21 protein-coding genes, 1 tRNA gene and 1 other RNA gene are annotated in these 25,237 nt (G+C 63.3%); 11 read left to right on the top strand and 12 right to left on the bottom strand.

Annotated features, from left to right (window positions below):
- Window positions 1-50 precede the first annotated feature (50 nt).
- Entirely contained in the window at window positions 51-2,222 is a 2,172-nt protein-coding gene (locus ACMT3I_RS06360) for a heavy metal translocating P-type ATPase (protein ID WP_414804025.1), read from the bottom strand.
- 187 nt (window positions 2,223-2,409) lie between these two features.
- Here ACMT3I_RS06360 and ACMT3I_RS06355 point away from each other — a divergent pair, with 187 nt between their 5' ends.
- Window positions 2,410-4,146 carry a bifunctional 3'-5' exonuclease/DNA polymerase gene (locus ACMT3I_RS06355; RefSeq protein WP_414803626.1) on the top strand — a complete coding sequence of 579 codons (1,737 nt, stop codon included), beginning with the start codon at window positions 2,410-2,412 and terminating at the stop codon, window positions 4,144-4,146.
- A gap of 15 nt (window positions 4,147-4,161) precedes the next feature.
- Here the strand turns inward: ACMT3I_RS06355 and ACMT3I_RS06350 are convergent, their stop codons facing one another.
- Window positions 4,162-4,782, bottom strand: a complete 621-nt coding sequence (locus tag ACMT3I_RS06350; protein WP_414803625.1) for a PadR family transcriptional regulator — start codon at window positions 4,780-4,782, stop codon at window positions 4,162-4,164.
- A gap of 264 nt (window positions 4,783-5,046) precedes the next feature.
- Window positions 5,047-6,099 carry an LLM class F420-dependent oxidoreductase gene (locus ACMT3I_RS06345; protein ID WP_414803624.1) on the bottom strand — a complete coding sequence of 351 codons (1,053 nt, stop codon included), beginning with the start codon at window positions 6,097-6,099 and terminating at the stop codon, window positions 5,047-5,049.
- Between the two features lie 243 nt (window positions 6,100-6,342).
- Between ACMT3I_RS06345 and ACMT3I_RS06340 the strand changes: the two genes are divergently transcribed.
- Window positions 6,343-6,864 (top strand): DUF3145 domain-containing protein, encoded by a 522-nt coding sequence (locus ACMT3I_RS06340; RefSeq protein WP_414803623.1) that lies wholly within the window; start codon window positions 6,343-6,345, stop codon window positions 6,862-6,864.
- A 156-nt stretch (window positions 6,865-7,020) separates the two neighbouring features.
- Here ACMT3I_RS06340 and ACMT3I_RS06335 read toward each other — a convergent pair whose 3' ends face one another.
- From ACMT3I_RS06335 to aceE, 6 genes are all read right to left on the bottom strand, one after another.
- Window positions 7,021-8,256, bottom strand: a complete 1,236-nt coding sequence (locus ACMT3I_RS06335) for a beta-ketoacyl-[acyl-carrier-protein] synthase family protein (protein WP_414803622.1) — start codon at window positions 8,254-8,256, stop codon at window positions 7,021-7,023.
- A 91-nt stretch (window positions 8,257-8,347) separates the two neighbouring features.
- Complete coding sequence (locus ACMT3I_RS06330; protein WP_414803621.1) at window positions 8,348-8,596, bottom strand: acyl carrier protein; 249 nt, start codon at window positions 8,594-8,596, stop codon at window positions 8,348-8,350.
- A gap of 63 nt (window positions 8,597-8,659) precedes the next feature.
- Window positions 8,660-9,664, bottom strand: coding sequence for a beta-ketoacyl-ACP synthase III (locus ACMT3I_RS06325; protein WP_414803620.1), 1,005 nt, complete (start codon window positions 9,662-9,664; stop codon window positions 8,660-8,662).
- Between the two features lie 19 nt (window positions 9,665-9,683).
- Window positions 9,684-10,604, bottom strand: a complete 921-nt coding sequence (locus ACMT3I_RS06320) for an ACP S-malonyltransferase (protein ID WP_414803619.1) — start codon at window positions 10,602-10,604, stop codon at window positions 9,684-9,686.
- A 101-nt stretch (window positions 10,605-10,705) separates the two neighbouring features.
- Window positions 10,706-11,911, bottom strand: a complete 1,206-nt coding sequence (locus tag ACMT3I_RS06315) for a PucR family transcriptional regulator (protein ID WP_414803618.1) — start codon at window positions 11,909-11,911, stop codon at window positions 10,706-10,708.
- Between the two features lie 8 nt (window positions 11,912-11,919).
- Window positions 11,920-14,646: a pyruvate dehydrogenase (acetyl-transferring), homodimeric type gene (gene aceE / locus ACMT3I_RS06310; RefSeq protein WP_414803617.1), complete on the bottom strand. Its 2,727-nt coding sequence runs from the start codon at window positions 14,644-14,646 to the stop codon at window positions 11,920-11,922.
- A gap of 256 nt (window positions 14,647-14,902) precedes the next feature.
- On the opposite strand from aceE, the gene ACMT3I_RS06305 reads away from it, so the two are divergent.
- Together ACMT3I_RS06305 and ACMT3I_RS06300 are read left to right on the top strand one after the other, a co-directional pair.
- Window positions 14,903-15,370 carry a peroxiredoxin gene (locus ACMT3I_RS06305; RefSeq protein ID WP_414803616.1) on the top strand — a complete coding sequence of 156 codons (468 nt, stop codon included), beginning with the start codon at window positions 14,903-14,905 and terminating at the stop codon, window positions 15,368-15,370.
- A 103-nt stretch (window positions 15,371-15,473) separates the two neighbouring features.
- A tRNA-Val gene (locus ACMT3I_RS06300) sits at window positions 15,474-15,546 on the top strand.
- 59 nt (window positions 15,547-15,605) lie between these two features.
- On the opposite strand, the gene ACMT3I_RS06295 is transcribed toward ACMT3I_RS06300, so the two are convergent.
- Complete coding sequence (locus ACMT3I_RS06295; protein ID WP_414803615.1) at window positions 15,606-16,637, bottom strand: S66 family peptidase; 1,032 nt, start codon at window positions 16,635-16,637, stop codon at window positions 15,606-15,608.
- A 310-nt stretch (window positions 16,638-16,947) separates the two neighbouring features.
- Here ACMT3I_RS06295 and ACMT3I_RS06290 point away from each other — a divergent pair, with 310 nt between their 5' ends.
- Window positions 16,948-17,412, top strand: coding sequence for a DUF2809 domain-containing protein (locus ACMT3I_RS06290; RefSeq protein ID WP_414803614.1), 465 nt, complete (start codon window positions 16,948-16,950; stop codon window positions 17,410-17,412).
- On the opposite strand, the gene ACMT3I_RS06285 is transcribed toward ACMT3I_RS06290, so the two are convergent.
- Window positions 17,387-18,121, bottom strand: coding sequence for an SDR family NAD(P)-dependent oxidoreductase (locus ACMT3I_RS06285; RefSeq protein WP_414803613.1), 735 nt, complete (start codon window positions 18,119-18,121; stop codon window positions 17,387-17,389). The two genes, ACMT3I_RS06290 and ACMT3I_RS06285, sit on opposite strands and share 26 nt — an antisense overlap.
- 185 nt (window positions 18,122-18,306) lie before the next feature.
- Here ACMT3I_RS06285 and ACMT3I_RS06280 point away from each other — a divergent pair, with 185 nt between their 5' ends.
- The 6 genes from ACMT3I_RS06280 (at window position 18,307) to lepB (ending at window position 24,736) form a co-directional block, all read left to right on the top strand.
- Complete coding sequence (locus ACMT3I_RS06280) at window positions 18,307-19,200, top strand: DMT family transporter (protein ID WP_414803612.1); 894 nt, start codon at window positions 18,307-18,309, stop codon at window positions 19,198-19,200.
- A 38-nt stretch (window positions 19,201-19,238) separates the two neighbouring features.
- The gene (locus tag ACMT3I_RS06275; RefSeq protein ID WP_414803611.1) at window positions 19,239-20,060 is read left to right on the top strand and encodes a Nif3-like dinuclear metal center hexameric protein; all 822 of its coding nucleotides are present in this window, start codon (window positions 19,239-19,241) and stop codon (window positions 20,058-20,060) included.
- 54 nt (window positions 20,061-20,114) lie between these two features.
- A complete protein-coding gene (locus tag ACMT3I_RS06270) occupies window positions 20,115-20,852 on the top strand; it encodes a zinc ribbon domain-containing protein (protein WP_414803610.1) in 738 nt (245 codons plus the stop codon).
- A 121-nt stretch (window positions 20,853-20,973) separates the two neighbouring features.
- Window positions 20,974-23,487: an MMPL family transporter gene (locus ACMT3I_RS06265; protein WP_414803609.1), complete on the top strand. Its 2,514-nt coding sequence runs from the start codon at window positions 20,974-20,976 to the stop codon at window positions 23,485-23,487.
- A 38-nt stretch (window positions 23,488-23,525) separates the two neighbouring features.
- An RNA gene (gene rnpB / locus ACMT3I_RS06260) (RNase P RNA component class A) lies at window positions 23,526-23,909 on the top strand.
- Between the two features lie 71 nt (window positions 23,910-23,980).
- On the top strand, window positions 23,981-24,736 hold the full coding sequence (gene lepB, locus ACMT3I_RS06255; protein WP_414803608.1) for a signal peptidase I: 756 nt from the start codon (window positions 23,981-23,983) through the stop codon (window positions 24,734-24,736).
- A gap of 23 nt (window positions 24,737-24,759) precedes the next feature.
- Here the strand turns inward: lepB and ACMT3I_RS06250 are convergent, their stop codons facing one another.
- Entirely contained in the window at window positions 24,760-25,161 is a 402-nt protein-coding gene (locus tag ACMT3I_RS06250) for a DUF779 domain-containing protein (protein WP_414803607.1), read from the bottom strand.
- Window positions 25,162-25,237: the final 76 nt, after the last annotated feature.

Genomic DNA, 25,237 nt, shown 5'->3' with positions numbered 1-25,237 from the left:
AGTGCCGGATCGCCGCCCCTAACGGTTTCCTAACGGGTGCGCGAGGAAACCTAACGGTAGTTATGCGTGGGGGCGGGTGTGAGGTCGAGACGACGCAGTAGCTGGGCGTTCAGCGCGACAACCACCGTGGATGCCGACATCAGGAGTGCGCCGACGGCCATCGGAAGCACAAAGCCGATCGGCGCCAGTATGCCCGCAGCGAGGGGGACAGAGATGAGGTTGTAGCCGGCGGCCCACCACAGGTTCTGCTTCATCTTGCGATAGGTGGCGCTGGAGAGGTCGATGACCGACAGTACCGACATCGGGTTGTCACTGGCGAGGATGACGCCGGCCGAGGCGATGGCCACGTCGGTGCCTGCGCCGATGGCAATGCCGACATCCGCCTGGGTGAGAGCGGGGGCATCGTTCACACCGTCACCGACCATGGCGACGGTGCGGCCTTCCTTCTGCAGTTCGATGATGCGGGCAGCCTTGTCTTCTGGCCTGACCCCGGCATAAACCCTGTCGATGTTCAGCTCAGACCCGACGAACTGCGCAACGGGCTCGGCATCGCCGGTGATCATGACAACCTGGATGCCGCGCGCGTGCAACGCCTCGACCGCACTGAACGATTCGGGGCGAACCTGGTCGCTGAGGGCGAGGGAGCCGAGAAGCGAGCCGTCCCTGACGACGTAGAGGATCGTCGCGCCATCGGCGGCCCAGGCGTCGAGATCTTCAGGGGTCGGCAGGTCGTGCTGGGCGAGCAGTCGGGGTCCACCGACGCTGACAGTGCGCCCGTCAACGGTTCCGCTGACGCCGACGGCGACTGAAGCGGTGAACTCTGAGGCCGAGCTGGTGTCCAGGCCGCGATCACTGGCGGCTGACACGATCGCACGGGCAAGCGGATGCTCACTGTCTGCCTCGATACGGGCGGCCAGTCCCAGTAGCTCCGGCTCGGTGACATCCGCATAGAGCTTGATGCCCGCCAGAGCGGGGTGACCGGTGGTCAGAGTGCCTGTCTTATCGAAGATGACCGTTGTCACAGTGCGCATGCTTTCCAGGGCCAGGCGATCCTTGATCAGGATGCCTGCGCTCGCCGCACGTTCGGTGGCGATGGAGACCACCAGGGGAATCGCCAGGCCGAGTGCGTGCGGGCAGGCGATCACGAGCACGGTGATGGTGCGCACGACGGCATCATCCGGCTGGCCGATTGCTGTCCAGATGAGTGCCGTCAGTGCAGCAGACCCGAGAGCGAACCAGAACAACCATCCGGCCGCACGATCAGCCAGTCGCTGTGCGTGGGAGCTCGAAGCCTGTGCCTCTGCCACGAGCTTCTGGATCCCGGCCAGTGCTGTGTCGTCACCGATCGCGTTGACCTGCACGCGGAGTCCTGAATCTGTCGCGACGGTCCCGGCGACGACATGGTCGCCTGGACCCCGGCCGACCGGCTTCGATTCTCCGGTGATCATCGATTCATCGACATCCGCTGTGCCGCTCACCACGATGCCGTCAGCGGGGATTCGCGCGCCTGGCCGAACGACAACGGTATCGCCGACCTTCAGCTCAGATGGCGAGACTTGTTCGACGCTGTCACCGCTAACTCGTTCGGCGATATCGGGCAGCAGAGCCGCAAGTGACTCAAGCGCTGTCGACGTTTGGGCAAGCGAACGCATTTCGATCCAGTGCCCCAGCAGCATGATCACGATCAGGAGCGCGAGCTCCCACCAGAAGTCGAGCTCGTGGTCGAGGATGCCGAGGCTGGCGCCCCACGAGGCCAGGAAGGCGACAGTGATCGCCAGGGCAATGAGCAGCATCATGCCGGGCTTGCGCGCCCGAAGCTCTGTGGCAGCACCGCTCAGGAATGGGCGACCGCCCCAGACGTACATCACGGTACCGAGCACGGGGGAGATCCACTCGGCCCCTGGCGTCGATGGCACCGTGTAGCCGAGGATCATCGCGAACATCGGGCTGAATCCGACAACGGGCACGGCGATGACGAGCATGATCCAGAACAGGCGCCTGAACTGGGCGACGTGGCCGGCGTGACCGCTATGACCCGCATTGCCGGGGTGACCTGAGTGATCAGCCATGGCCATCTGACCGTGGCCGCGGTGGCTGTCGTGCCCGGTCATTGTCATGTGGGCGGGGTCGTGGCTCTGATTGGGGCCGCCAGACTGATCATGCCCTGGCCCGTTGGTAGCCATCGGATCGCGCCCTCCCTGCGAATTGGTCGCCTGGTGCATGACTCGTGCGTGCTCGTTAAGCGACGTGGTCTTGGTGTGCACCGCACGATTCTCGTGGGTTGCTTCCGGTGTGGATGGTGCGGACTCGTGCTCGTCAGCCGGCGTCATGATTCCAAGCTATCCCCGGGTCGGTGAGGTCGCTAGGCCCTGATGCTGCGATGTCTGTGGGGCGCGGGAGAATGGACTCGTGCATATTGTGGTAGGTAGGAGCGGGGGCGTCATCCTCATCACCGAACTCGACGCCACCGGATCTCCAGCAACCCCGACGTTCGAATTGCCGGCAGTCAATTTTGCGCAGTACGTCAGGGCGCGCGAGAGTGCCTCGCCCCGCTGGGTGTGGGATGACACCGCTGCCTGGTATCCAGAGCTGCTCCGCGCCGGCATTCGGGTCGAGCGCTGCCACGACCTTCGACTCAGCCACGTCATTCTCTGCAATTCGGCATTTACCGCCGAGAGCCCGTTGTCACAGTCGGGACCTCACCGCTGGGATGAGGCAGCGGTGGCACACGTACCGGCAGTCCCGACGGGGGATACCCTGTTCGATTTCGCGGCCGAACCCGACACTTCGTCAGCGGATGCCGATGGCGATGCCGACAGCACAGACAGTCGTGTCGAGTTCCAGCGGCAACAACAGGCACTGCTGAGCTCGGCAGAGACGGGCAGGTTGAGGCTGCTCCTCGCGGCTGAGTCTGCCGGTGCGCTCATCGCCGCCGAGATGCAGTTCGCCGGGCTGCCCTGGCGTACCGACATCCACGATGCGTTGCTCACCTCTGAGCTTGGCCCCCGGGTGGCTTACGGTACGCGCCCGGCCAAACTGGAGGCGCTGGCCGCTCGCATCCGCTCGCTGCTTGACAACCCGACCCTCAACCCCGATTCGCAGACCGAGGTGTTGCGTGCGTTGAAACGTGCCGGGCTCCCGGTGCGGTCCACACGGGCCTGGGAGTTGAAAGAGCACTCACACCCCGCCCTCGTTCCATTACTCGAGTACAAGAAGCTCTCACGGCTGCTGAGTGCCAACGGTTGGTACTGGATGGACACGTGGATCGTCAACGGCCGCTTCCACCCCGACTACGTGCCGGGTGGCGTGGTGACGGGGCGCTGGGCGACCAAGGGCGGCGGTGCGCTCCAGCTTCCCAAGCAGGTGCGCCGTGCAGTGACGGCCGACGACGGTTGGACGTTCGTCGTTGCCGATGCCTCGCAACTTGAGCCGCGCATCCTCGCCGCGCTCTCCACCGACCTTGCGATGGCCGACGCCGGGCGAGGCACTGATCTCTATGCGGGAATCGTGGCGAGCGGCGTCGTCGAGACGCGCGACCACGCCAAGGTCGCGATGCTCGGCGCAATGTACGGCGCGACGTCAGGTGAGAGCGGCCGGCTACTGCCCAAGCTGGCGAGGGCATATCCACGCGCACTCGAACTCACGGAGGCCGCAGCCAGGGTCGGTGAGCGCGGCGGTGTCGTGACCACGAGGCTCGGCCGGTCGTCACCCCGTCCCAGCGAGGATTGGCTCAGGGCGCAGGCATACGCCTATGCACCGGAGGCATCGAGCGCCGACGAACGGATGGCGCGCAGCCAGGCGCGGGAGTGGGGTCGCTTCACGCGCAACTTCGTTGTGCAGGGGAGTGCTGCCGAGTGGGCGCTCTGCTGGATGGCCCAGATCCGCAAGGCGCTGCAGAAGCTGGATGCCGGTGGCGCTGGTGGAGCCGACCGTGATCCGTCACAGTCACCGTTCAGCCAGTCGCCGCACCTCGTGTTCTTCCTGCATGACGAGGTCGTGGTGCACACGCCAGCGGCGCTTGCCCCGCAGGTGCAGCAGATCATAGTCGACGCAGCCACCGAGGCGGGTCGCCTCCTATTCGGCGAGTTCCCTGTCGATTTTCTGTTGACCGTCGCCACGGTCGAGAGTTACGCCGACGCGAAGTGACCAGACGCGACGTGCCTACGTCGTCACAGACGGCTTCGTCGCTGCAGGACGTCGTCCTCGACGTGGCCGTGTTTGGCTGAGCCCCCGCCGGAACGAGGTGAGACCGGTGGCAGTGAGCATCGTCTCGGCCTGGGCGAGCCACTCGAGAGCGGCGGACGCGGATACCTGGGCACCTGCCTGGGCCAGCAAGCGCTGGCCGTCTGGATCCGGCAGTCCGTCTGTGCGCGCATCCTGAGTGGCCCCCTTGCCAGGGGTGAGCGCCTCAACCCGGCCGTGCCAGTACGTGCGATAGTCGGCGATCAGCGTTGCGACATTGCTGCCGGGGATCGACGACGACAGCAGAACGCGGTCGAGCATGTCATCCCACTCGTCGCCGACGCCGCTCGTCGTGCTGGTCAGCCACTGGATGGCTTCGGTGCGGCCGAGATCAGTCAGTGCGTACAGCGGAAGGCCGTCTGGCGTGAGTCCTGCTGAGCGCACGGCTCCCTGGTCGATCGCGCGCTCAAGCGTCGAGTAGATCTGTCCGACATTGGTGCTGCGGCGCTGGCCCGTGCGTGACTGCAGTTCGGTGTGCAGTTGGAATCCGTAAGCCGGACCGATAGTGAGAATAGCCAGCAGCTTGCTTCGAACCGACACCGTGCCTCCGTACTCATGCAGCGAGGAAACCTGACTCCTAAAACCATACCGACTACACAATTAATCCTCGGGCACCACGCCCTGCGGGGTCGACTATGCGCCCCATCGGCCGCCACCCTGCCTCGAGATCCCGCATTCCCTGCGCTGCGGTTGCATAACTCCTGCAGAACGCCGCCGCCGCGCCCGAGTTCCCCGCAAGTGCGGGCTCGGAATCTCCCTCGGCCGCAAACCCGCAGGAGTTATGCGAAGCGAAGGGCTGAAGCCCTAGCCGCGCAGGTTGTCGACCAGGCCACGCAGCACCGTTACCTGACGCACGCGCTCACCGGGGTCAGGGGCGGCAGTGGACACACTGAGCGTTGTCACGCCTGCAGCATCGAATGCCGCGAGTCGCTGTGCGACTTCGTCCTCGGTTCCGATGAGCGAAATGGCTCGCACCAGTTCGTCGGGCACCGCTGCGGCAGCCTCGTCTTTTTGGCCTGCCAGATACAGTTCCTGGATCTGCTCAGCTTCAGCCTCGTAGCCGTAGTCACGCACGAGGTCGTTGTAGAAGTTCTTGCCCTTGGCGCCCATCCCGCCGATGTAGAGCGCGAGGTGTGGTTTGAGCGCAGGGATGTACTTCTCGGCATCGCTACCGATTTGCACGACGGGACTGGCGTAGACCTCAAGAGCTCCGAGCGACGGATCCCGCTTCGCGGCTCCCTCGGCCAGTGCCTCGCCCCACACCGATGCGGCGCGCTCCGGGTGGAAGAAGATCGGCTGCCAGCCCTCGGCGATCTCAGCGGTCTGCGCAACACTGCGCGGGCCGAGCGCAGCAACGACGACCGGGATACGCTCGCGCACGGGGTGGTTGATCAGCTTCAGTGGCTTGCCCAGGCCAGTTCCCTTGTCTGCCGGGAGCGGGATCGTGTAGTGCTTTCCCTGGTACTCCACCTTTTCGCGGCGCCAGACCGTCCGGCAGATCTCGATGATTTCGCGGGTGCGTGACACCGGCGCGTCGTAGCGAACACCGTGAAAACCCTCAATGACCTGCGGGCCGGATGCACCGATGCCCAGGATGAACCGGCCATCAGACACGTAGTCGAGCCCCGCGGCAGTCATCGCGGTGAGCGTCGGTGTGCGCGTGTAGATCTGCAGAATGCCGGATGCGATCGAAATAGTGCTCGTCTGGCCAGCGATGAAACCGAGCTGGCTCACTGCATCGAACGAGTAGGCCTCAGGCACCGAAATGACGTCGAGGCCGGCCCGTTCGAGTGCCGAAATCTCCGCGACCGTCTCGCGGAATCCGTCGGCGTAATTGATTGCCATTCCAATGCGCATGCTTCTCCTTTGAACCAAGTGGTGTGCACATAGTCTGTCGTACCTGCATCGTCGTACGTGCGACGGCCCGGATCGCACTCGCGAATGACTTCGAGCGACTCGCGTTACAGTGTTGTAATTTTCGGTGGAGCTGCGGCATAATTCACGTAACGGCATCACTGTCGTCCAATTTCATACGCACGCCGCGCATCAGTCGGTTCAGAGGTCGTTGGGGAAGACGCACCTCACTGAACGGAGAAAAGGATGACGGCAATACAGACCCGTCAGGCACCTGCCGCACGGGGAGTACTTTATGTGCACTCTTCGCCTCGTGCGCTGTGCCCCCATGTCGAATGGGCGGCCGGTACCGCGCTCGGTGAGGCAGTGAATTTTGATTGGGCAGACCAGCCCGTGTTGAAGGGTGCCCAGAGGGCCGAATTCTATTGGGAAGGCGAACGGGGAACCGGCGCTATCCTGGCCTCAGCACTCCGCGGCTGGGAACACCTGCGCTTCGAGGTGACGGAGGATGCAGGCCTCGGCACCGATGGCGGACGCTGGCTGCACACGCCCGATCTGGGTATCTTCTACGCACAGACAGACACGGCAGGCAACATCGTGATCCCGGAAGACCGGGTCAGGTACGCCATGGAAGTTGCCGGCGCGAACGCCATCGAACTGCACAGAGAACTGCGGCTGGCGCTCGGGCAGGCGTGGGATGACGAGCTCGAGCCGTTCCGCCACGCCAGCGACATGAGCGCCGTGGTCTGGCTGCACAAGGTCGGATAGACCCACAGAGCTTGCGGCCTGGATGCGGCGCCAGACGCGCTGGTCGGTGACATTCCCGAACGACGCGTGAGCGAAGCACCAGACCGCACCAAACACACGACCCCGACCGGTGGTTTCCCGGTCGGGGTCGTGTGCGTTACAGGTGATTGCGCGGTATTACACGCTGCGGAATGCGACGACGGCGTTGTGGCCGCCAAATCCGAACGAGTTACTGATGGCCAGCAGGTCGCCGGCAGGCAGCGCGCGAGGCGTGGTCACGACATCCAGTGGGATGTCGGGGTCCTGCTCGGTCAGGTTGATCGTTGGCGGGGCAAGGCGTTCGTGCAGTGCCTTGACCGTGAACAGCGCCTCGATCGCACCGGCGCCACCGAGAAGGTGACCGGTCGATGCCTTCGTCGCCGACACCGGGATGCCATCGAGCAGGTCACCGAATACGCGGCGGAGCGCGTTGTACTCAGCGATGTCGCCCACCGGGGTGCTTGTAGCGTGCGCGTTAATGTGTGTGACATCCGCGAGGCTTGCACCGGAGTTTTCGATGGTGGTGAGCATGGCGCGTGCGGCTGCTGAGCCCTCGGGGTCCGGTGCGGTGATGTGGTACGCGTCGCTCGTGATGGAACCACCGAGAAGTTCGGCGTAGATTCGCGCGCCGCGGGCCTTGGCGTGTTCTTCGGTCTCGATGACGAGCGCTGCTGCACCCTCACCGAGTACGAAGCCGTCACGGCTGATGTCGTACGGACGTGACGCGGTAGCCGGGTCGTCGTTTCGCTTGGACAGCGCTTGCATTGCAGCAAACGAGGCGATAGGCAGCGGGTGGATTGCTGCCTCTGATCCACCGGCGATGACGACGTCGGCCAGACCGGCCTGCAGGCGGTTGTAGGCGTTGACGAGCGCTTCGGTACTGGAGGCGCAGGCGGAGACGACAGTGGTGATACCGGCACGAGCATGCAGGTCCATGCCGATTGCGGCTCCGGGGCCATTCGGCATCAGCATCGGTACAGTCATGGGCAGCACGCGGCGCGGGCCGCGCTCGCGCAGGGTGTCCCACGCGTCGAGCAGCGTCCAGACGCCGCCGATGCCGGTTGACCAGTCAACGGCCAGACGTTCGGGCTCGACCTCGGGGGCGCCGGCATCTGCCCAGGCCTCACGGCCGGCGATCAGTGCGAACTGGCTCGACGGGTCGAGACGCTTGGTCTCGAAACGCTCGAGGACGTCGGCAGGCAATATCTTGGCCTGCGCAGCAAAAGTGATGGGGATTTGGGTCTCGGCGACCCAGGCTTGTTCGAGGGTGCGTGCACCCGATTCGCCGGCGAGAAGGGCCGACCAGGTCTCTGGTGCGGTTCCGCCGAGCGGCGAGGTCGCACCGATACCGGTGATAACGATCTTCTTGGTCATAACGTCAACTCTCGTGGAGGGGAAAGCGTGGGACATGCCACAACGGGCAGGCCGACCGACATCAGTCGTCCGGCCTGCCCGAAAGGTGTGGCTAGTTCTGGGCCTTGACGATGAACTCGACAGCGTCGCCGACGGTCTTGAGGTTCTTTACCTCTTCGTCGGGAATCTTGACGTCGAACTTCTCTTCTGCGTTGACGACAATGGTCATCATCGAGATGGAGTCGATGTCGAGGTCGTCGGTGAACGACTTGCCCAGCTCAACCGTGTCGGTCGCGATGCCAGTCTCGTCGTTGATGAGCTCGGCCAGGCCGGCAAGAACTTCTTCGGTGGACAATGCCATTTTGTTTTCTCCTTGGGGGGTGTCTCGTTTGACCGAGACTCAGTTTAGGGGTGACTTGAGGAACTAGGGCAGAACTACGACCTGCGCGCCGAATACCAGACCGGCTCCGAAGCCGATCTGAAGCGCGAGGCCGCCGCTCAATTCCGGGTGCTCTTCGAGCAATCGGTGCGTGGCAAGGGGGATGGATGCGGCCGAGGTGTTGCCGGTCGTAGCGATGTCGCGGGCGATGACCACCGACTCCGGAAGCTTCAGCTGCTTGGCGAATTCGTCGATGATGCGCATGTTCGCCTGGTGCGGGATGAAGGCCGCGAGCTGGTCGCTGGTGATGCCGGCGGCATCCAGCGCCTGCTTGGCAACCTTGGCCATGTCCCATACTGCCCAGCGGAAGACTGTCTGGCCCTCCTGGCGAAGCGTGGGCCACGGAGCATCGCCGCGACGGTATTCCTGCAGCGTGTGGTTCATACCGACGGCGTCGGCCCGTGAGCCGTCTGAACCCCAAATTGTTGCCGAGATGCCGGGGAACTCGCTCGGGCCGATGACGACAGCACCCGCGCCATCGCCTAGCAGGAATGAGATCGAGCGGTCGGTCGGGTCGACGACGTCCGAGAGCTTCTCGGCGCCGATGACAAGCGCGTAGTGTGCAGCGCCGGCACGGATCAGGGCGTCGGCCTGGGCGATCGCGTAGCTGTAGCCGGCACAGGCGGCATTGACGTCGTACGCGGCAGCTGGGTTTGCGCCCACTCGGTCGGCGACGACAGCAGCCATGGATGGCGTCTGCTGGATGTTGCTGATCGTCGCGATGATGACGGCATCGATGAGTTCGGGGGAGATGCCTGAACGCTCGATGGCCTCGCGGGCCGCATCGGTCGCGAGGTCGACGGCCTGGAGGTCTTCGCTCGCCCTGGTGCGGGAGATGATGCCGGTGCGCTGCTGGATCCACTCGTCTGACGAGTTGATCGGCTCGATCAGGTCGTCATTGACGACGTTCAGATCGCCGCGTGCTGCGCCGACGGAGAGGATGCGGGTGAACTGCGCTCCGTGAGACTGCTGAAGGGTTGGCTTGATCATTCGTTTCTTTCGGTAGGACTCAGGAAGCCTGGTCGATGAGCTCGAACGCGGCCGGCAGGTCGTCTGGAGTCTTGATCGCGAGGCTCGGTACGCCTCTGAGTGCACGCTTGGCGAGTCCGACGAGTGCGCCGGCTGGAGCAACCTCGATAATTCCGGTGACGCCGGCGGCGGCGAAGGACTCCATGCACAGGTCCCACCGTACTGGCGACGAGACCTGACCGACGAGAAGCTCGACGAACTGCGCACCGTTTGAGACGAGCGAGCCGTCCTTGTTTGTCCACAGCGGAAGAGTGGGATCAGCCGGGGTGAGTGATGCGGCAACCGACGCGAGGTGTTCGACAGCAGGTGTCATATACCGCGTGTGGAATGCGCCGGCGACCTGAAGCGGGATGACGCGCGCCTTGGCCGGCGGGTTCTCGGCAAGGGCCGCGAGGGCATCCAGTGCGCCTGCGACGACGATCTGGCCACCGCCGTTGAAGTTTGCGGGCTCGAGTCCGAGTTCGCTGAGCTTGGCAAGTAGTTCTGCTTCGTCTCCACCGAGGACGGCGCTCATCCCCGTCGGGGTAGCAGCGGCCGCGGCCGCCATGGCGCTGCCACGCTCGCGCACGAAACGTACGGCGTCAGCGTTGCTGAGGATGCCGGCTCCGGCGGCTGCGGTAACCTCGCCGACCGAGTGCCCGGCGATTCCGCCGATCTTTTCGCGGCGACCATCTGCGAGCAGGGCCTTGAGGGTGAGGAGTCCTGCAGCCACAATGAGCGGCTGCGCGATCGCCGTGTCCTTGATTGTGTCGGCGTCGCTCGTGGTGCCGTGGGCGACGAGGTCGATTCCCACCGCATCCGAGATTTCACGAAGCTCTCCTGCAAACGCAGGGTCAGCGAGCCAGGGCTCAAGGAATCCGGGGGTTTGCGAGCCCTGTCCAGGGCAGACGACAACAATCACGTTTCTAGTTTCCCAATCTCAATACGTCGGTGTGTGTTGAAGAAGTACTAAGTATTCCGGAAACGTTTGGGGGATTCGTTACATCGGGGCCGGCAAGAGGGTCAGCGACGACGTGAAGAACCGTCGTGATCGCTGATCGAGCCGATGATCAGCGCCGACTGCAGGATCAGGGCTTCCCTGGCTCCGGTCGCGTCGTACCCGATAACTTCGGAGACGCGCTTCAGGCGGTAGCGCACGGTGTTCGGGTGCACGAAGAGTTCACGTGCCGTCGCTTCAAGCGACCGACCGTTGTCGAGGTAGCACCAGAGTGTGGTGAGCAACTCGGTCGAGTGTGCCTGCAATGGCCGATACACGCGGTGGATGAGTGTGGCGCGAGCAAGCGGATCTCCAGCGAGTGCCCGCTCGGGCAGCAGGTCATCCGCTTGCACGGGGCGCGGGGCGTTGCGCCACGCACGGGCGACAGCGAACCCGGCGAGAGCAGCCTTGGCGCTCTTGGACGCATCAACGAGGTTCGGGACTTCATGGCCGAGCACCAGATGTCCGGGACCGAAGCTTTCTTCAAGCTGGACCGCGATCTCCATGAAACTGAGCAGCGGTGGCGCGCCAGCTGTGTCTTCGCCCTCGACCGGCGTGGGGTGGGCGCGACCGATGACCAGCACGAGCCTGTTGCCCTGCACGCCAATCAGCACATCCGCTGCCATGTGGCGTGCAGCGCGCCTGAGGTGGTCGACGTCGAGCATCTTCGGCGTCGTACCGACGAGCACGCAGACTTCGCCATGACCGTGCCAACCGAGTGCGGCGATACGGCTGGGAAGCTCGTCGTCATACTCCCCGCTCAGAATCGAGTCGACGACGAGTGCCTCAAGCCGAGCATCCCAGAGGCCACGGGCCTCTGCTGCCCTGGCGTAGACATCAGCTGCGCCGAAGGCGATTTCGCGCGAGTACAGCAGGATCGCTTCACGAAGTGACTCGCTGCCGTCCTTGACGCGTTCCTCGACGACTTCAACCACGATCCGAATGAGCTGCAACGTCTGCTGCAGGCTGACCGATCGTAAGAGCTCCCGTGGGGCGGCACCGAAAACGTCTGCCGCGATCCACGGAGTCGAGTTGGGGTTGTCGTACCAGGAGATGAACGACGTGATACCTGCCTGGGCGACGAGCCCGACGGCGGACCGCCGCCCTGGTGGCATATCGCCATACCAGGGCAGCGTGTCCTCCAGGCGTTTCAACGTCGCCGTAGACAGCTCGCCTGAAATCGTTCGAAGCCAGGCGAGCGTCTGCTCTTTCGTCTTGGGCGCCGGTGCCACTTTCGTTGTTAGCTTTCGCCCCCGGCAGAGCCGGAGGTTCCAGCGCTCACATCGTGCAGGCGGTACTTCGCGATTGCTGCACTGACCAGGCTTCGGTCGACCTTGCCCTGACGGGCGAGCATCTGGAGCGTGCGAACGACCATGGATGGGCCGTCGATCTTGAAGTAGCGACGTGCGGCAGCGCGGGTGTCGGAGAATCCGAAGTCGTCTGCTCCGAGCGTTGCGAAATCGCCGGGAACGAACTGACGGATCTGGTCCGCTACTGCATGCATGTGGTCGGAAACGGCGATGACCGGTCCCTCTGCGCCGGCAAGCTTTGACGTGACATATGGGATGCGCTCGTCGGCGTCCGGGTAGAGGAAGTTATGTTCCTCTGCCGCAAGGCCGTCGCGACGCAGTTCGGTCCACGAGGTGACCGACCAGACGTTGGCGGCAACGCCCCAGTCCTCAGCGAGGAGCTGCTGGGCCTCGAGTGCCCAGGTGACTCCGACACCGGATGCCAGCAGCTGAGCCTTGGGGCCAGCGACCATCGACTGGTTCAGCTGGTGGATACCGCGCACGATGCCATCGACATCCACGCCCTCCGGTTCGGCCGGCTGTACATACGGCTCGTTGTAGAGAGTGATGTAGTACATGACGTTCGGATCTGTGTGGGTTCCGCCGTACATGCGCTGCAGACCGTCGCGCATGATGTGCCCGATCTCGTAACCGTATGCCGGGTCGTACGAGACGACTGCCGGGTTGGTCGAGGCGAGCAGGTGCGAGTGACCGTCTGCATGCTGGAGGCCCTCACCGGTCAGCGTGGTGCGACCCGCGGTGGCACCCATGATGAAACCACGGGCCATCTGGTCGCCAGCAGCCCACATGGCGTCGCCGGTGCGCTGGAATCCGAACATCGAGTAGAACACGTAGATCGGAATGAGCGGCTCACCCTGGGTGGCGTACGTAGTACCCATGTTGGTGAACGCGGCCATCGCGCCGGCTTCGTTGATGCCGACGTGCTCGATCTGGCCCTGAGGGCTCTCCTTGTACGCCAGCAGCAGTTCGCGGTCGACGGAGGTGTAGTGCTGACCGTTCGGGTTGTAGATCTTGGCGTTCGGGAAGAACGCGTCGATTCCGAAGGTACGAGCCTCGTCGGGGATGATCGGGACGATGCGGTTGCCGAAGTCCTTCGAGCGCAACAGATCCTTGAGTAGACGCACGAATGCCATCGTGGTGGCGATCTCCTGCGTGCCTGAACCCTTTTTCGAGATCGCATACGTGGAGTCGTCTGGCAGGTTCAGCTGGGTGTACTTGCTGCGACGCTCCGGCACGTAGCCACCGAGTTCACGGCGACGCTCGTGCATGTACTGGATCGCCGGGTCTGAATCGCCGGGGGTGTAGTACGGCGGCAGGTACGGGTTCTCTTCAAGCTGGGCGTCGGTGATCGGCACGTGCATGCTGTCACGGAACGTCTTGAGGTTGTCGAGCGTCATCTTCTTCATCTGGTGGGTCGCGTTGCGGCCCTCGAAGCTCGGTCCGAGGCCGTAGCCCTTGACGGTCTTCGCCAGAATGACGGTGGGCTGGCCCTTGTGCTCAGATGCTGCCTTGAATGCGGCGTATACCTTGCGGTAGTCGTGCCCACCGCGCTTGAGGTTCCAAACCTCGTCGTCGGTGTAGCCCTCGACGAGCTTGAGCGCACGCAGGTCGCGTCCGAAGAAGTTTTCGCGCACGTATGCGCCGCTCTCGGCCTTGTACGTCTGGTAATCGCCATCAGGCGTGACGTTCATCAGGTTGAGCAGGGCGCCGTCGGTGTCGTTGGCGAGCAGGCTGTCCCACTCGCGACCCCAGACGACCTTGATGACGTTCCAGCCGGCACCGCGGAAGAAGCTCTCGAGCTCCTGGATGATCTTGCCATTGCCACGCACAGGGCCGTCAAGACGCTGCAGGTTGCAGTTGATCACGAAGTTGAGGTTGTCGAGGCCTTCGTTGGCGGCGACCTGAAGCTGTCCGCGGCTTTCGACCTCGTCCATTTCACCGTCGCCGAGGAATGCCCAGACCTGCTGGTCGCTCGCATCCTTGATGCCACGGTTGGTGAGGTAGCGGTTGGCCTGGGCCTGGTAGATCGCGTTGATCGGGCCAAGGCCCATCGATACAGTCGGGAACTGCCAGAATTCCGGCATGAGGCGCGGGTGCGGGTAGGACGAGAGTCCTCCGCCTTCGTGCGACTTCTCCTGGCGGAAACCGTCGAGCTGGTTGGCGCTCAGGCGTCCTTCGAGGAATGCACGTGCGTAGGTTCCGGGGGAGGCGTGACCCTGCACGAAGACCTGGTCTCCGCCGCCCGGGTGGTTCTGCCCACGGAAGAAGTGGTTGAAGCCGACCTCGTAGAGGGCAGCCGACGACGCGTACGTCGAGATGTGGCCACCGACGGCGATGCCGGGGCGCTGTGCGCGGTGCACGAGCACTGCTGCATTCCAGCGGATCCAGGCGCGGTAACGACGTTCGACGTCTTCATCGCCCGGGAACTCCGGCTCGTTTTCTGCAGCAATGGTGTTGATGTAGTCCGTGGTCGGAACCATCGGTACGCCAAGGTGAAGTTCCTTGGACCGCTTGAGCAGGCTGAGCATGATCTCACGGCCACGCTGGTGGCCTTCTGCGGCTACAAGCGAATCCAGTGACTCCGACCATTCGGCCGTCTCTTCTGGATCTGTGTCGATGTTATTCATCGAGTACGGGTCCTGGTCGTTGACAGTCACACTCGACCTCTCTCTGTGGGGCCTCACCTGCGATGAACAAATTTGGCCTGATTATTCGTGCCGGAGACAAAGCGGGTCGGATTACGACCATTGGCACCTAGTCCAGCCTAGTGAGTCTGGAATGGCTGTGCGTGCGCCGCCCCAACCTCACAGTGAGCTGGCGAGCTTTCAGATTCTTGGTTCACAGAGCGCCTGGGGCTAGGCTTTCCCACCGTGTTCAGCTGCAGTAATTTGCGGCACGGAAAGGAAATGCACCATGGCTTTGGAGAACGACACCCAGGCACCAGACTTCTCGCTCATCAACCAATACGGTGAGACGATTTCGCTGAGCCAGTTCCGTGGGGTGAAGTCGGTCGCGTTGGTCTTCTTCCCTCTCGCCTTCTCAGGAATCTGCAGCAGCGAACTGTGCGAACTGCGCGACAACCTGTCGCTCTTTGCCGACAGCGGCGTCGAACTGATCGGCATCTCGGTTGACTCTCGTCACGCACTGCGCGCCTGGGGTGAACAGGAAGGCTATGACTTCAGTCTGGTCGCCGACTTCTGGCCGCACGGCGGCGTGGCAAAGGAATACGGTGTCTTCCTCGAGGAGAAGGGTTTTGCGAACCGCGCGACTTTCCTTATTGACGCGAGCGGCATCATCCGCGCCAGTTTCATCACAGCCCCTGGCGAGCCGCGGGCTATCGAGGCTTACCGCGCAGCGCTGTCTGAACTGCAGCCGGCCTAGTCCGCGACGCGCCCGGCGGTCGCGAAACGAGGCCGTCGATTTCGGACTCGGGCGCTGGTTTCTGTATGATGTGAAACGACCTGATCCGCGCAAGCGGTAGTCGGGGCCTTTAGCTCAGCTGGTAGAGCGCCACGTTTACACCGTGGATGTCATCGGTTCGATCCCGGTAGGGCCCACAGTGAAAACCCCCGAGAAATCGGGGGTTTTCTTGTTTTATTGACTCGCGCCGCCGCCGTCAGGGCGTGAGGGTCTGGCGGATCGAGCCGTGGCGGCCGTCGATGCGCACGTCGGCGATGGCTCCGTTGACGAGCGGCATCTGGGGCGGCTCATGTCCCGCGTCGAAATCGACGATCACAGGAATCGGCAGGTCGCCGAGCGCGTGAGCAACGGCCTCCAGCTGGGTCATATCCGCACTATTGGGTGCGGTCGTCCTGCCGATGAGTACGCCGTTTGCGTTAGTGAACCAGCCGGCCAAGCGGAGTGAGCGAAGCATGCGCGCTGTGCTGACGGCATCCGCGTCAGACACCTCGAGGTAGACGACCAAGCCTTCGGGCGCGTAACGCCGTTGGAATGCCGGTACATCACCATATGGGGTCGCGGCAAGCAGGGCGACGGTGTCGAGACAACCGCCGATCAGACGACCAGAGAACTCGGCCTGGGACGCTCCAGAGAGCAGCTTCCAGTGCGTCGTCGTCTCATACGCCTTCGCGGCATCCAATGGCTCATCTGCCCAGTCGCCCCAGGGTCGGGTGCGGCGATGTGGGGCAGCCTGCTGTTCGAAGGACGTTCCGACAGTTCCGGAGATGACATCTGTCCAGCGCACGAACTCGGTCGGCAGTTCGTAGGGCTCGTCCATCAGGTTTGCCCCGTGCAGGGTCGCCACTCCGTGCATGACGGTCAGCGGGAGCAACAGTGTCGAGATGTCTGACCAGCCGGCAAACCATTTCGGGTCTGCAGCAAGTGCTGCCCAATCGAGGGTGTCAAGCATGTCGATCGCCAGCTCACCGCCCCACGGCGGCAGCACAGCGTTGACGTCGTCCCGGGCGAACATTGTCTGTAGCTCGTCGACGCGCTCCGATATTGAGCCAGAAACGAGTCCACCGTTGCGCACCAGTGTGCCGAGTTCCACCCGGTATCGGCGTGCCGTGAGCGCGTTTGTCGCATCAGCGAGGCGCGGAGCGAACTCTGAATCAACGCCAGATGACGGCGACGGCACTCCGATGGTGCCTCCGGGGCGGACAGCTGGCGGATAGACGAGATTGGCCATTTCATGACCCTAGACCAGGCCGCGTCACGATCTGCGGAGGTCAGCCGAGCGTCAGCGCGGCGTCGGCAAGGCACACGGTGCCCGCGGGCAAAGAAATGGGATGGATGGCGTAATCGGGGGAGTCCGCCATCCATCCCAGGTGGTCGTTCGGGTCGACCACGACCTCCCATAAGAGCGATCGTGACATATCTTCGCGTGTGCTGCTCAGTGGCGCGAGCCGCAACTTCCCGGGTAAACGCACCGTCTACCCCCGGCGGCGGAGAACGGCGTTCCGATGCGTCCCTGCGAGGGATGACGTAGCCTCTGCCTTGTGAGATCTGACGCTGATATACAACGCAGGCCAGCGCGGCGTCGTCGGCTGGGTGCCGGTGCTGCCGGGCTGCTTGTGATGATCGTCGGACTCCTGGTGCACGCCATCGATAGTGGGCCCGTGACGAATTTCACTGCAGACGCCCTGTACGCAGTCCTTCTCTACCTGGCAGTCACGGTAGCGGCGCCTCGCCTGCTTCCCGTGCAGGTCGGCATTATTGCCGGAGGCCTGTGCGTGGCCATCGAACTCTTCCAGCTCACAGGTATTCCGGCCACGCTGTCCGACAGCGTGGTGTTCAGGCTCACGCTGGGCACGTCATTCGCGGCCATCGATCTCGTCGCCTATGTGGTTGGCGTTGCAGCGGTTGCCTGCTGCGATGCGGTAGCGAACTACGCACACTCGCGTCGAATAAGCGCGGTCGCCGCGATTGCCGCGAGTGCTACAGCCCGCCAGCAACCCGAATGATTGTGCCCGTGGCATAGCTGGCATCCGCTGAAAGTAGCCAAGCGACGGCACCGGCGATTTCGTCCGGCTGGCCCGCGCGGCCGAGGGGCACTGTCGTCGCTACCTTCGCCGGCCTATCGGGATCGCGGTGAAACTCGGTCCAGATGGTGCCGGGGGCAACAGCATTGACGCGGATGCCGAGTGCTGCGACCTCTTTCGACAGGCCGACGGTCAACCCATCGACTGCCGCCTTCGCCGCCGCGTAGTGCACGTAGCTTCCCGCCCCACCCAGCGTGGCCGCGGCCGACGAGATGTTGACGATCGAGCCACCGCCTGACTGGGACATCGCCCGTACCGCCTGTTGTGCGCACAGAAGGACGCCAACGAGGTTGACGTCGAGATCGCGGCGGATATCAGCCATATCGTTCTTGGCCAGCGTGCCGACGGCACTGGCCGAGCCTGCGTTGTTCACCAGGCCTGTCACCGTGCCGAACTCGCGGGCTCGCTCGAAGAGCGCAGCAACGCTCGCGTCGTCGGTCGTGTCGACGCGCACGGCGATGGCTCGCCGACCGGCCCCGCGCACGTCTCGTGCCACCGATTCTGCAGCGACATCGTCGCTGTGGAATCCGATCACGACGTCGTGGCCGTCCCGTGCCAGCCGTCGGCAGATCGCAGCACCGATGCCGCGGCTGCCGCCTGTCACGATCGTCAGGGGGCTTGTCTGTGTCACGTCATCTGTCCTATCGCTCTGCTGCATCCGCCACGTGGTGGGGTGCATCACAGCAATAGTGCCATTTCTGAACACCGAAGATACTGCGACCCGCGCCAGGCATCCGCTGCCCATACACTGTCGGAAACCAGTTCACCTGAGACAGGCGCCACTGCGCACACTGACAGCAACAGATTGGATGCCGGGTGCGGCAGAACAACAGAGGCGTCGTCCCTATTCTGATTGCGTCGTTGCTTTGGGGCACGACGGGCACAGCCGCTCACTTCCTGCCCGACGACGTCAGCCCGCTGGCCATTGGCGCAGCCACGATGGCGATCGGTGGCGGCCTCCTTTTTCTGCTCTCTGCCCAGGGCTCGATGCGCGCGATGGCCGATAAATCGGTGCGCGGCTGGGTGATCGCAGGCGTCGGCGGAATTTTCGTTTACCCGCTGGCCTTCTACAGTTCGATGAATCTGGCCGGAGTTGCCATCGGCACTGTAATCTCCCTGGGCTCAGCTCCACTCTTCGCCGCCGCCATCGAATATCTGGTGGACCGCGGCCATATTTCGGCGCGCTGGGCACTCTGTACCGGCATTGCGGTGATGGGCACAGTGCTCCTCGTGATCGGACGTCCTGCCGATACCGGCGCCAGCGCCTCCGATACTCCGCTCGGTGTGCTGCTCGGTCTGCTCGCCGGTCTCAGCTACGCGCTGTATACGGATGCCTCCCGTCGCGTTCTCTCTGCGGGCCACAGCTCGAATGCAACAATGGGCGCACTATTCGGCCTCGGTGCCCTGTGCCTGGTTCCGGTGCTGCTGTTCACCGGTGCACCGCTGCTGCAGTCAGCGTCGAGTATCGGCATTACGGCCTACCTCGCGCTTGGCCCGATGTTCCTGGCCTACATCCTGTTCGGGACAGGCCTCCGCACAGTAACCAGCAGCACGGCGACAACCATCACGCTCGTCGAACCGCTCGTCGCGACGATTCTGGCGATCGTGATCGTCGGCGAACGACTTGACCCCCTCGGCTGGCTCGGCCTGGCGATGATCATGATCGGCGTGGTTATCCTTGTCGGCTGGCCAACGAAGAAGCCTCGATAGACCGGGTGTGCAAAGCGAGCGACCGGTAAGCTGACCGAGTGTCAATTTCGCTCGCCAACGCCACCCAGATCATCCATGAACTCTGGCCGCTGTCCGGCGCTGAAGCCTGGGACGCTCCTGGGCTTCTGAGTGGCGATCCAGCACAGCAGATCACGTCGATCCATCTCGCCGTCGATGCCGTCGCCGGCACGGTCGATGAGGCCATCCAAGCGGGTGCCGATCTGCTGCTTGTGCACCATCCGCTCCTGTTGCGCGGCGTCACGTCGGTGGCAGAGGATCGCTACAAGGGTGCACTGCTGGCCAGACTCATCCGGGCGAACTGCGCTCTAATTGCTGCCCACACCAACGCAGACGTTGTCGAAGACGGCGTCTCAGACGTGATCGCCACCCGGCTCGGTCTGGTCGATGCGCAGCCGATCACGCCTGGCAGCGTGCCGGGCGTCGGTATCGGTCGCGTCGGCCACCTCGCTCAGCCAACGACCCTCGGGCAACTGGCGCGCGACATCGCCGAACTGTTGCCGGCGACGGCAACCGGCGTTCGAGTGTCCGGCGAGTATGGCACGCTGGTAGAAACGGTTTCGCTGTGTGGCGGAGCCGGCGACTCGTTGCTGGCTCATCCCGCGGTCGTGTCCTCGGATGTGTACATCACGGCCGATCTGCGGCATCACCCGGCTTCTGAAGCCAGAGAACAGGCGAAGCTCACTGGCTCAGGTCCCGCACTCATCGACGTGTCACACTGGGCAAGTGAATGGTTGTGGCTTGACGCCGCTGCAACTCAGCTTCGGGCCGCATTGCCGGGGGTTCGTGTGAGCGTCAGTGATCTCCGCACCGATCCCTGGGACTTCGTCGTCACTCAATAGCCTCGTAACGGCTCCACAATTTTGTAACTCAACACTCGTAAAGGTCAGGAAACAGTGAAGGCAACCCCCGTAGCCCAGAAAGAGCTCCTCAGGCTCCAGGCGCTTGACACCAAGGTCCAGCAGCTTGAGCACAAGGCGAAAGCTCTCAGCCAGCACGCAGAGATTGCTGCGCTCACCGCTACGGCCGACGCGGTCAAGGTGCGCTACATGGCTCGTCTTGGCGAACTCGACGATGTTCGTACCGAGTTGTCGCGCATCGAATCGGATGTCGACGTCGTGCAGAAGCGCATCGAACGCGACACTGATCGTTTGCAGCACACCTCCTCGGTGAAAGACGTACAGGCTCTGGAAACCGAGCTGGCCGCACTCAAGAAGCGCCAGTTTGACCTCGAAGAGATCGAGATCACCGTCATGGAGCGTCTCGAAGAGCACGAGCGCGCACTCGCTCTCGTGCAGGGCGAGCGCGAAGAAATCGCGGCCCGCATCGCCGAACTGGAGCAGGTGCGCGATGCTGACCTGGTCGAGGTCAAGAAGGAACTCGACGACCTCGTCCGTGACAGGGCAGCTATTGCGGCCAACATCTCTGATGAACTCATCGCGCTCTACGAGAAGCGTCGTGTAGCCGGCCACGGTCATGGTGCCGCACTTCTGCGTGCGCGCACGTGTGGTGCCTGCACGATGACGCTGACAGGCAACGACCTGGAGACGGTTCGCAACTCGCCTGCCGACGACGTCGTGTTCTGCCCTGACTGTGGCACGATCCTGGTTCGCACTGAAGAATCCGGCATCTGACCAACTGCTTCACGAGAAGGGGCACGGCCGAGAGGCTGTGCCCCTTCTGCGTATTCCCTTACCGGTGAGTTTGACCCGCGTGACCGTGCGTATCATCAAGGTGTCTGGCGAAAGGACTTCCATGGCTGAGTTGCTATATCGGTTGGGCAAATTCTCCGCACGTCGAGCGTGGCTGGTCATCGCCGCCTGGATAGTGATCCTCGTACTGGCCCTCGGCGCGTTCCTGATTGGTTTCAAGGGGCTCAGTTCTAGCTTTGACATTCCGGGTACAGCGTCGGGTGCGGTTACAGACGAGCTGTCCAAGAAGCTTCCTGATTTCAGCGGCGCCTCAGGAACCGTTGTCTTCACCACAGAAGACGGCTCGCCTCTGACGAGTGAGCAGAAGACCGAGATCAGCGCACTTGTGGCGGGCGCCAGCACGCTGCCCGACGTGGCAAACGTCGTGGACCCGTTCGCCACAGAAGCGCAACGCGCCGATCAGGCCAGCAAGATCGAAGCTGGACGTGCGCAAATCACCGCCGGACGTGCCCAGCTCGACGCAGGTCAGGCACAGCTTGACGCTGCCCAGGCCCAGATCACTGCCGGGCAGGCGCAGCTGGATGCCAGCAGAGCTCAGGCCGAAGCTGCCGGAGCGCTGACGGCCGAGCTTGATGCTGCGCAGGCACAGCTGACGGCGCAGCAGGCTCAGCTCGACCAACAGCAGGCCGCACTGACCGAATCACGTGCCACCCTTGACGCCGAAAGCGCCAAGCTCGAGCGTGGAGCCGAGTTGCTCTCACTCGCGAAAAACATTCGGATGGTCTCGCCAGACGATGCCGCCGCAATCGTGACCGTTGCATACACGGTGCCGCGCTTGGAACTGCCGGAGAGCGCGAAGGCGGCGACGATCGACTATTTCGAAGCCACCCCGATCAAGGGCGTCGAGGTGTCGTTCTCGTCTGACATCGCCCAGAGCGTGCCTCAGCTTGTCGGGGTCGGTGAAGTTGTCGGTGTTGTGCTAGCCGGGGTGATCCTGCTCATCATGCTCGGCTCGATGCTGGCCGCGGCGTTCCCCATCATCACTGCACTCGTGGGTGTTGGAATCGGCGCGATGCTAACGCTCTCATTCTCCGGTGTTCTCGACATGACGAGCGTCACGCCGATCCTCGGAGTCATGCTCGGACTCGCCGTGGGAATCGACTACTCCCTGTTCATCATCAACCGGCATCGCAAACAATTACTGCGGGGCGCCGAGGTGCGCGAATCCATCGGTCTGGCAAACGGCACGGCCGGCAACGCCGTACTGTTCGCGGGAACGACGGTCATCATCGCCCTGCTCGCACTCAATGTCACCGGAGTACCCTTCCTGGGACTGATGGGCACGGCCGGAGCCGTGAGCGTGTTGATCGCCGTACTGATTGCCATCAGCCTCACGCCTGCTTTGCTTGGCCTGGCCGGCATGCGCGTGCTGGGCAAGAAGGCCAGGGCTCGCATCGGGAGCGAAGGCGTGTCGAAGCAGACCGCGGTGAAGCCCATGGGCACACTCCGCGCGGTCATCACCGCCGTGGTCACGATCGGTGTACTGCTGGTTATCGCGATCCCGTCGCTGTCGATGCGTTTGGGTCTGCCTGACGGGTCATCCGAGCCGACAGGTTCATCGTCTTACAGGGCCTTCACTGTCGTGGGGGAGTCATTCGGCGAGGGTGCAAATGGCCCGCTTCTGGTCACCGCGGCGCTGCCGGCCGGACTCGACGAAGATGGAGTGCTCGCCGCACAGGTGTCTGTCGCACAAGCGATCGCGGAGCAAGAGGATGTCGTCGCCGTCGCGCCGATCGCGGTTTCGGCTGACAATCGGCTCGCCGCGTTCCAGGTCGTCCCGGCCGAGGGACCCAACAGTGCCTCAACCGAACAGCTTGTGCGAGACCTGCGCGGATTGACCGTTGACAGCGATATCGAACTCGGTGTCGCCGGGCAAGCCGCGATCAACATCGATATCTCAGAGGCGCTGGCGGATGTGCTGCCGCTCTATCTCACCGTCGTCATCGGCCTGTCGTTCCTGATCATGATCCTGGTGTTCCGCTCGTTGTTGGTTCCACTGATCGCGACAGGCGGATTCATCCTGTCGCTCTTCGCGACCTTCGGAGCGATCGTTGCCGTCTTCCAATGGGGCTGGTTAGCTGAATTCCTCGGCATTCACAGCGCCGGACCGATCCTGAGCTTCCTGCCTGTCATCCTCGTCGGTATCCTCTTCGGGCTGGCGATGGACTACCAGCTCTTCCTGGCCACCGGGATGCGGGAAGCGTACGTGCACGGGGCGCCAGCGCGCCTCGCCGTCGCCCAGGGCTTCCGTGCCGGCCGCTCGGTGGTCATCGCGGCCGCGTTGATCATGATCGCTGTGTTCTCCGGCTTCATCAGCTCGGAGTCAAGCATGATCAAGTCGATCGGCTTCGGTCTGGCATTCGGTGTACTGGTCGATGCATTCCTCGTACGAATGTTGCTCATGCCGGCGATCATGCACCTGCTCGGCACGTCGGCCTGGTGGATCCCGCGCTGGCTCGACCGCATCTTGCCCAACGTGGATGTCGAAGGGGCCGCTCTCGAGCGCCGTCACGAGGTCGAGGGGCATGATGAGCGCCAGGAGGGAGCCGGCATTTAGTCGACTCACGCCGGCACCTGTAGGCTTGCGGATTGGAATGGGTCGGCAAGACGGTCGCGTCATCTGGATCTTTCGAGGTCAGGATGCCGAGGAACGTCCGGGCTCCATAGAGCAGGGCGGTGGGTAACACCCACCCGGGGTAACCCGCGAGACAGTGCCACAGAAAGTAGACCGCCGCAGGCTTGCCTGCGGTAAGGGTGAAACGGTGGTGTAAGAGACCACCAGAGGCCAGGGTGACCTGGTCGGCTCGGTAAACCTCGCCCGGAGCAAGGTCAGACAGAAAACGCTAAGGCTGCTCGCCGAGTTTTCGGGTAGACCGCTAGAGGGCTGCGGCAACGTAGTTCGTAGATAGATGGCCGTCGACGGTGTCGTGTTTCGATGCGGCACCTGGACAGAACCCGGCGTAATAGCCGGCCCATTCCATTTCTGATCTGCCCCTGAAAAGTGCCCGCACAGTGCAACTTTGCGTACACTCGGTCGGGGGTGATCAGCGATGACCGACGAGACGCTGCCCGACGCTTCGCGTCATCCATCCGACGCTGACAGGCGACGACGTCAGCGCAGCCCCTTCCACCTGCTGCGTGATGCCATCATCATCGTCATTGTTGCGCTTCTCGTATCGTTTCTGGTCAAGTCATTTCTGATCAAATCGTTCTACATTCCGTCGGAATCGATGAGTGACACCCTGAAGGTGAACGACCGCATCCTGGTCAACGAACTAGTGCCAGACGTCGTGGCTCTCAATCGCGGTGATGTCGTGGTGTTCAAGGACCCGGGCGGCTGGCTCACTCCCCAGTCGAAGCCGGAACAGGCTCCGATTGCCGCCGGTTTCGAATGGATGCTGGAAGCCGTGGGGCTCGCGAACACCGACAGCGGTGAACACCTCGTCAAGCGCGTAATTGGTCTGCCTGGCGATCACGTCGTCTGTTGCAACAGCCAGGGACAGATGAGCGTCAATTCCACGCCGCTTGATGAACCGTATGTGCGTTTGGCGTGGGGGGCGACACGGGTGTCAGCAACCGACTTTGACGTCACTGTGCCGACCGATTCCCTCTGGGTTATGGGCGACAACCGTGGGCGTTCGAATGATTCGCGTTACCAGGGCGCGAATCCCGGCAAAGGATTTGTGCCGCTTGACGACGTTGTCGGGCGCGCATTTGTCGTGAGTTGGCCTGCAGAACGCTGGGCCTGGCTTGACGACTACCCAGCCACCTTCGGGGCCGTTCCACTCAGTTCCGCTGACCGCTGACCGCTTGACCCAGGCCGCGAACTTCAGGCGAACGGCGCCGCTGTCTCCATCAGGCGTGAGCGGATGATGAATCGCACACCCTCGGGAGCTTCGGCCGAGAATCCGCTGCCGCGTCCGGTCACTACGTCGACGGTCAGGTGTGTGTGGCTCCAGTACTCGAACTGTTCCCTCGACATCCAGAAGTCGATCGGCTGGGGCGCTGCGGCAGTGCCGATGTCGAACTGGCCCAGCCGTACGTCCTGGTCCGACGTGATGAAGTCACCGGCGGGATAACACATCGGCGAGCTGCCATCACAGCATCCGCCCGACTGGTGGAACATGAGTGGCCCGTATTTGTGCCAGAGCAGACCGAGGAGTGTCACGCTCATATCGGTGAGTGCGACGCGCGAGAGGCTTTCGCCTGGAATCGTGACACTGGCATCCATCAGATAGTTCTCCTCGTCATCGCGGTGATCGGTCCGTCCCCCCGGCCGGGCCGACCACCGGACATCAGAGAGCGAT

The organism is Leifsonia sp. A12D58 (genome assembly GCF_047530025.1).
Taxonomy (GTDB): domain Bacteria; phylum Actinomycetota; class Actinomycetes; order Actinomycetales; family Microbacteriaceae; genus Cryobacterium.
Note: the sequence above shows the minus strand (reverse complement) of the source record. Positions and strands in the feature narration are given on the sequence as shown.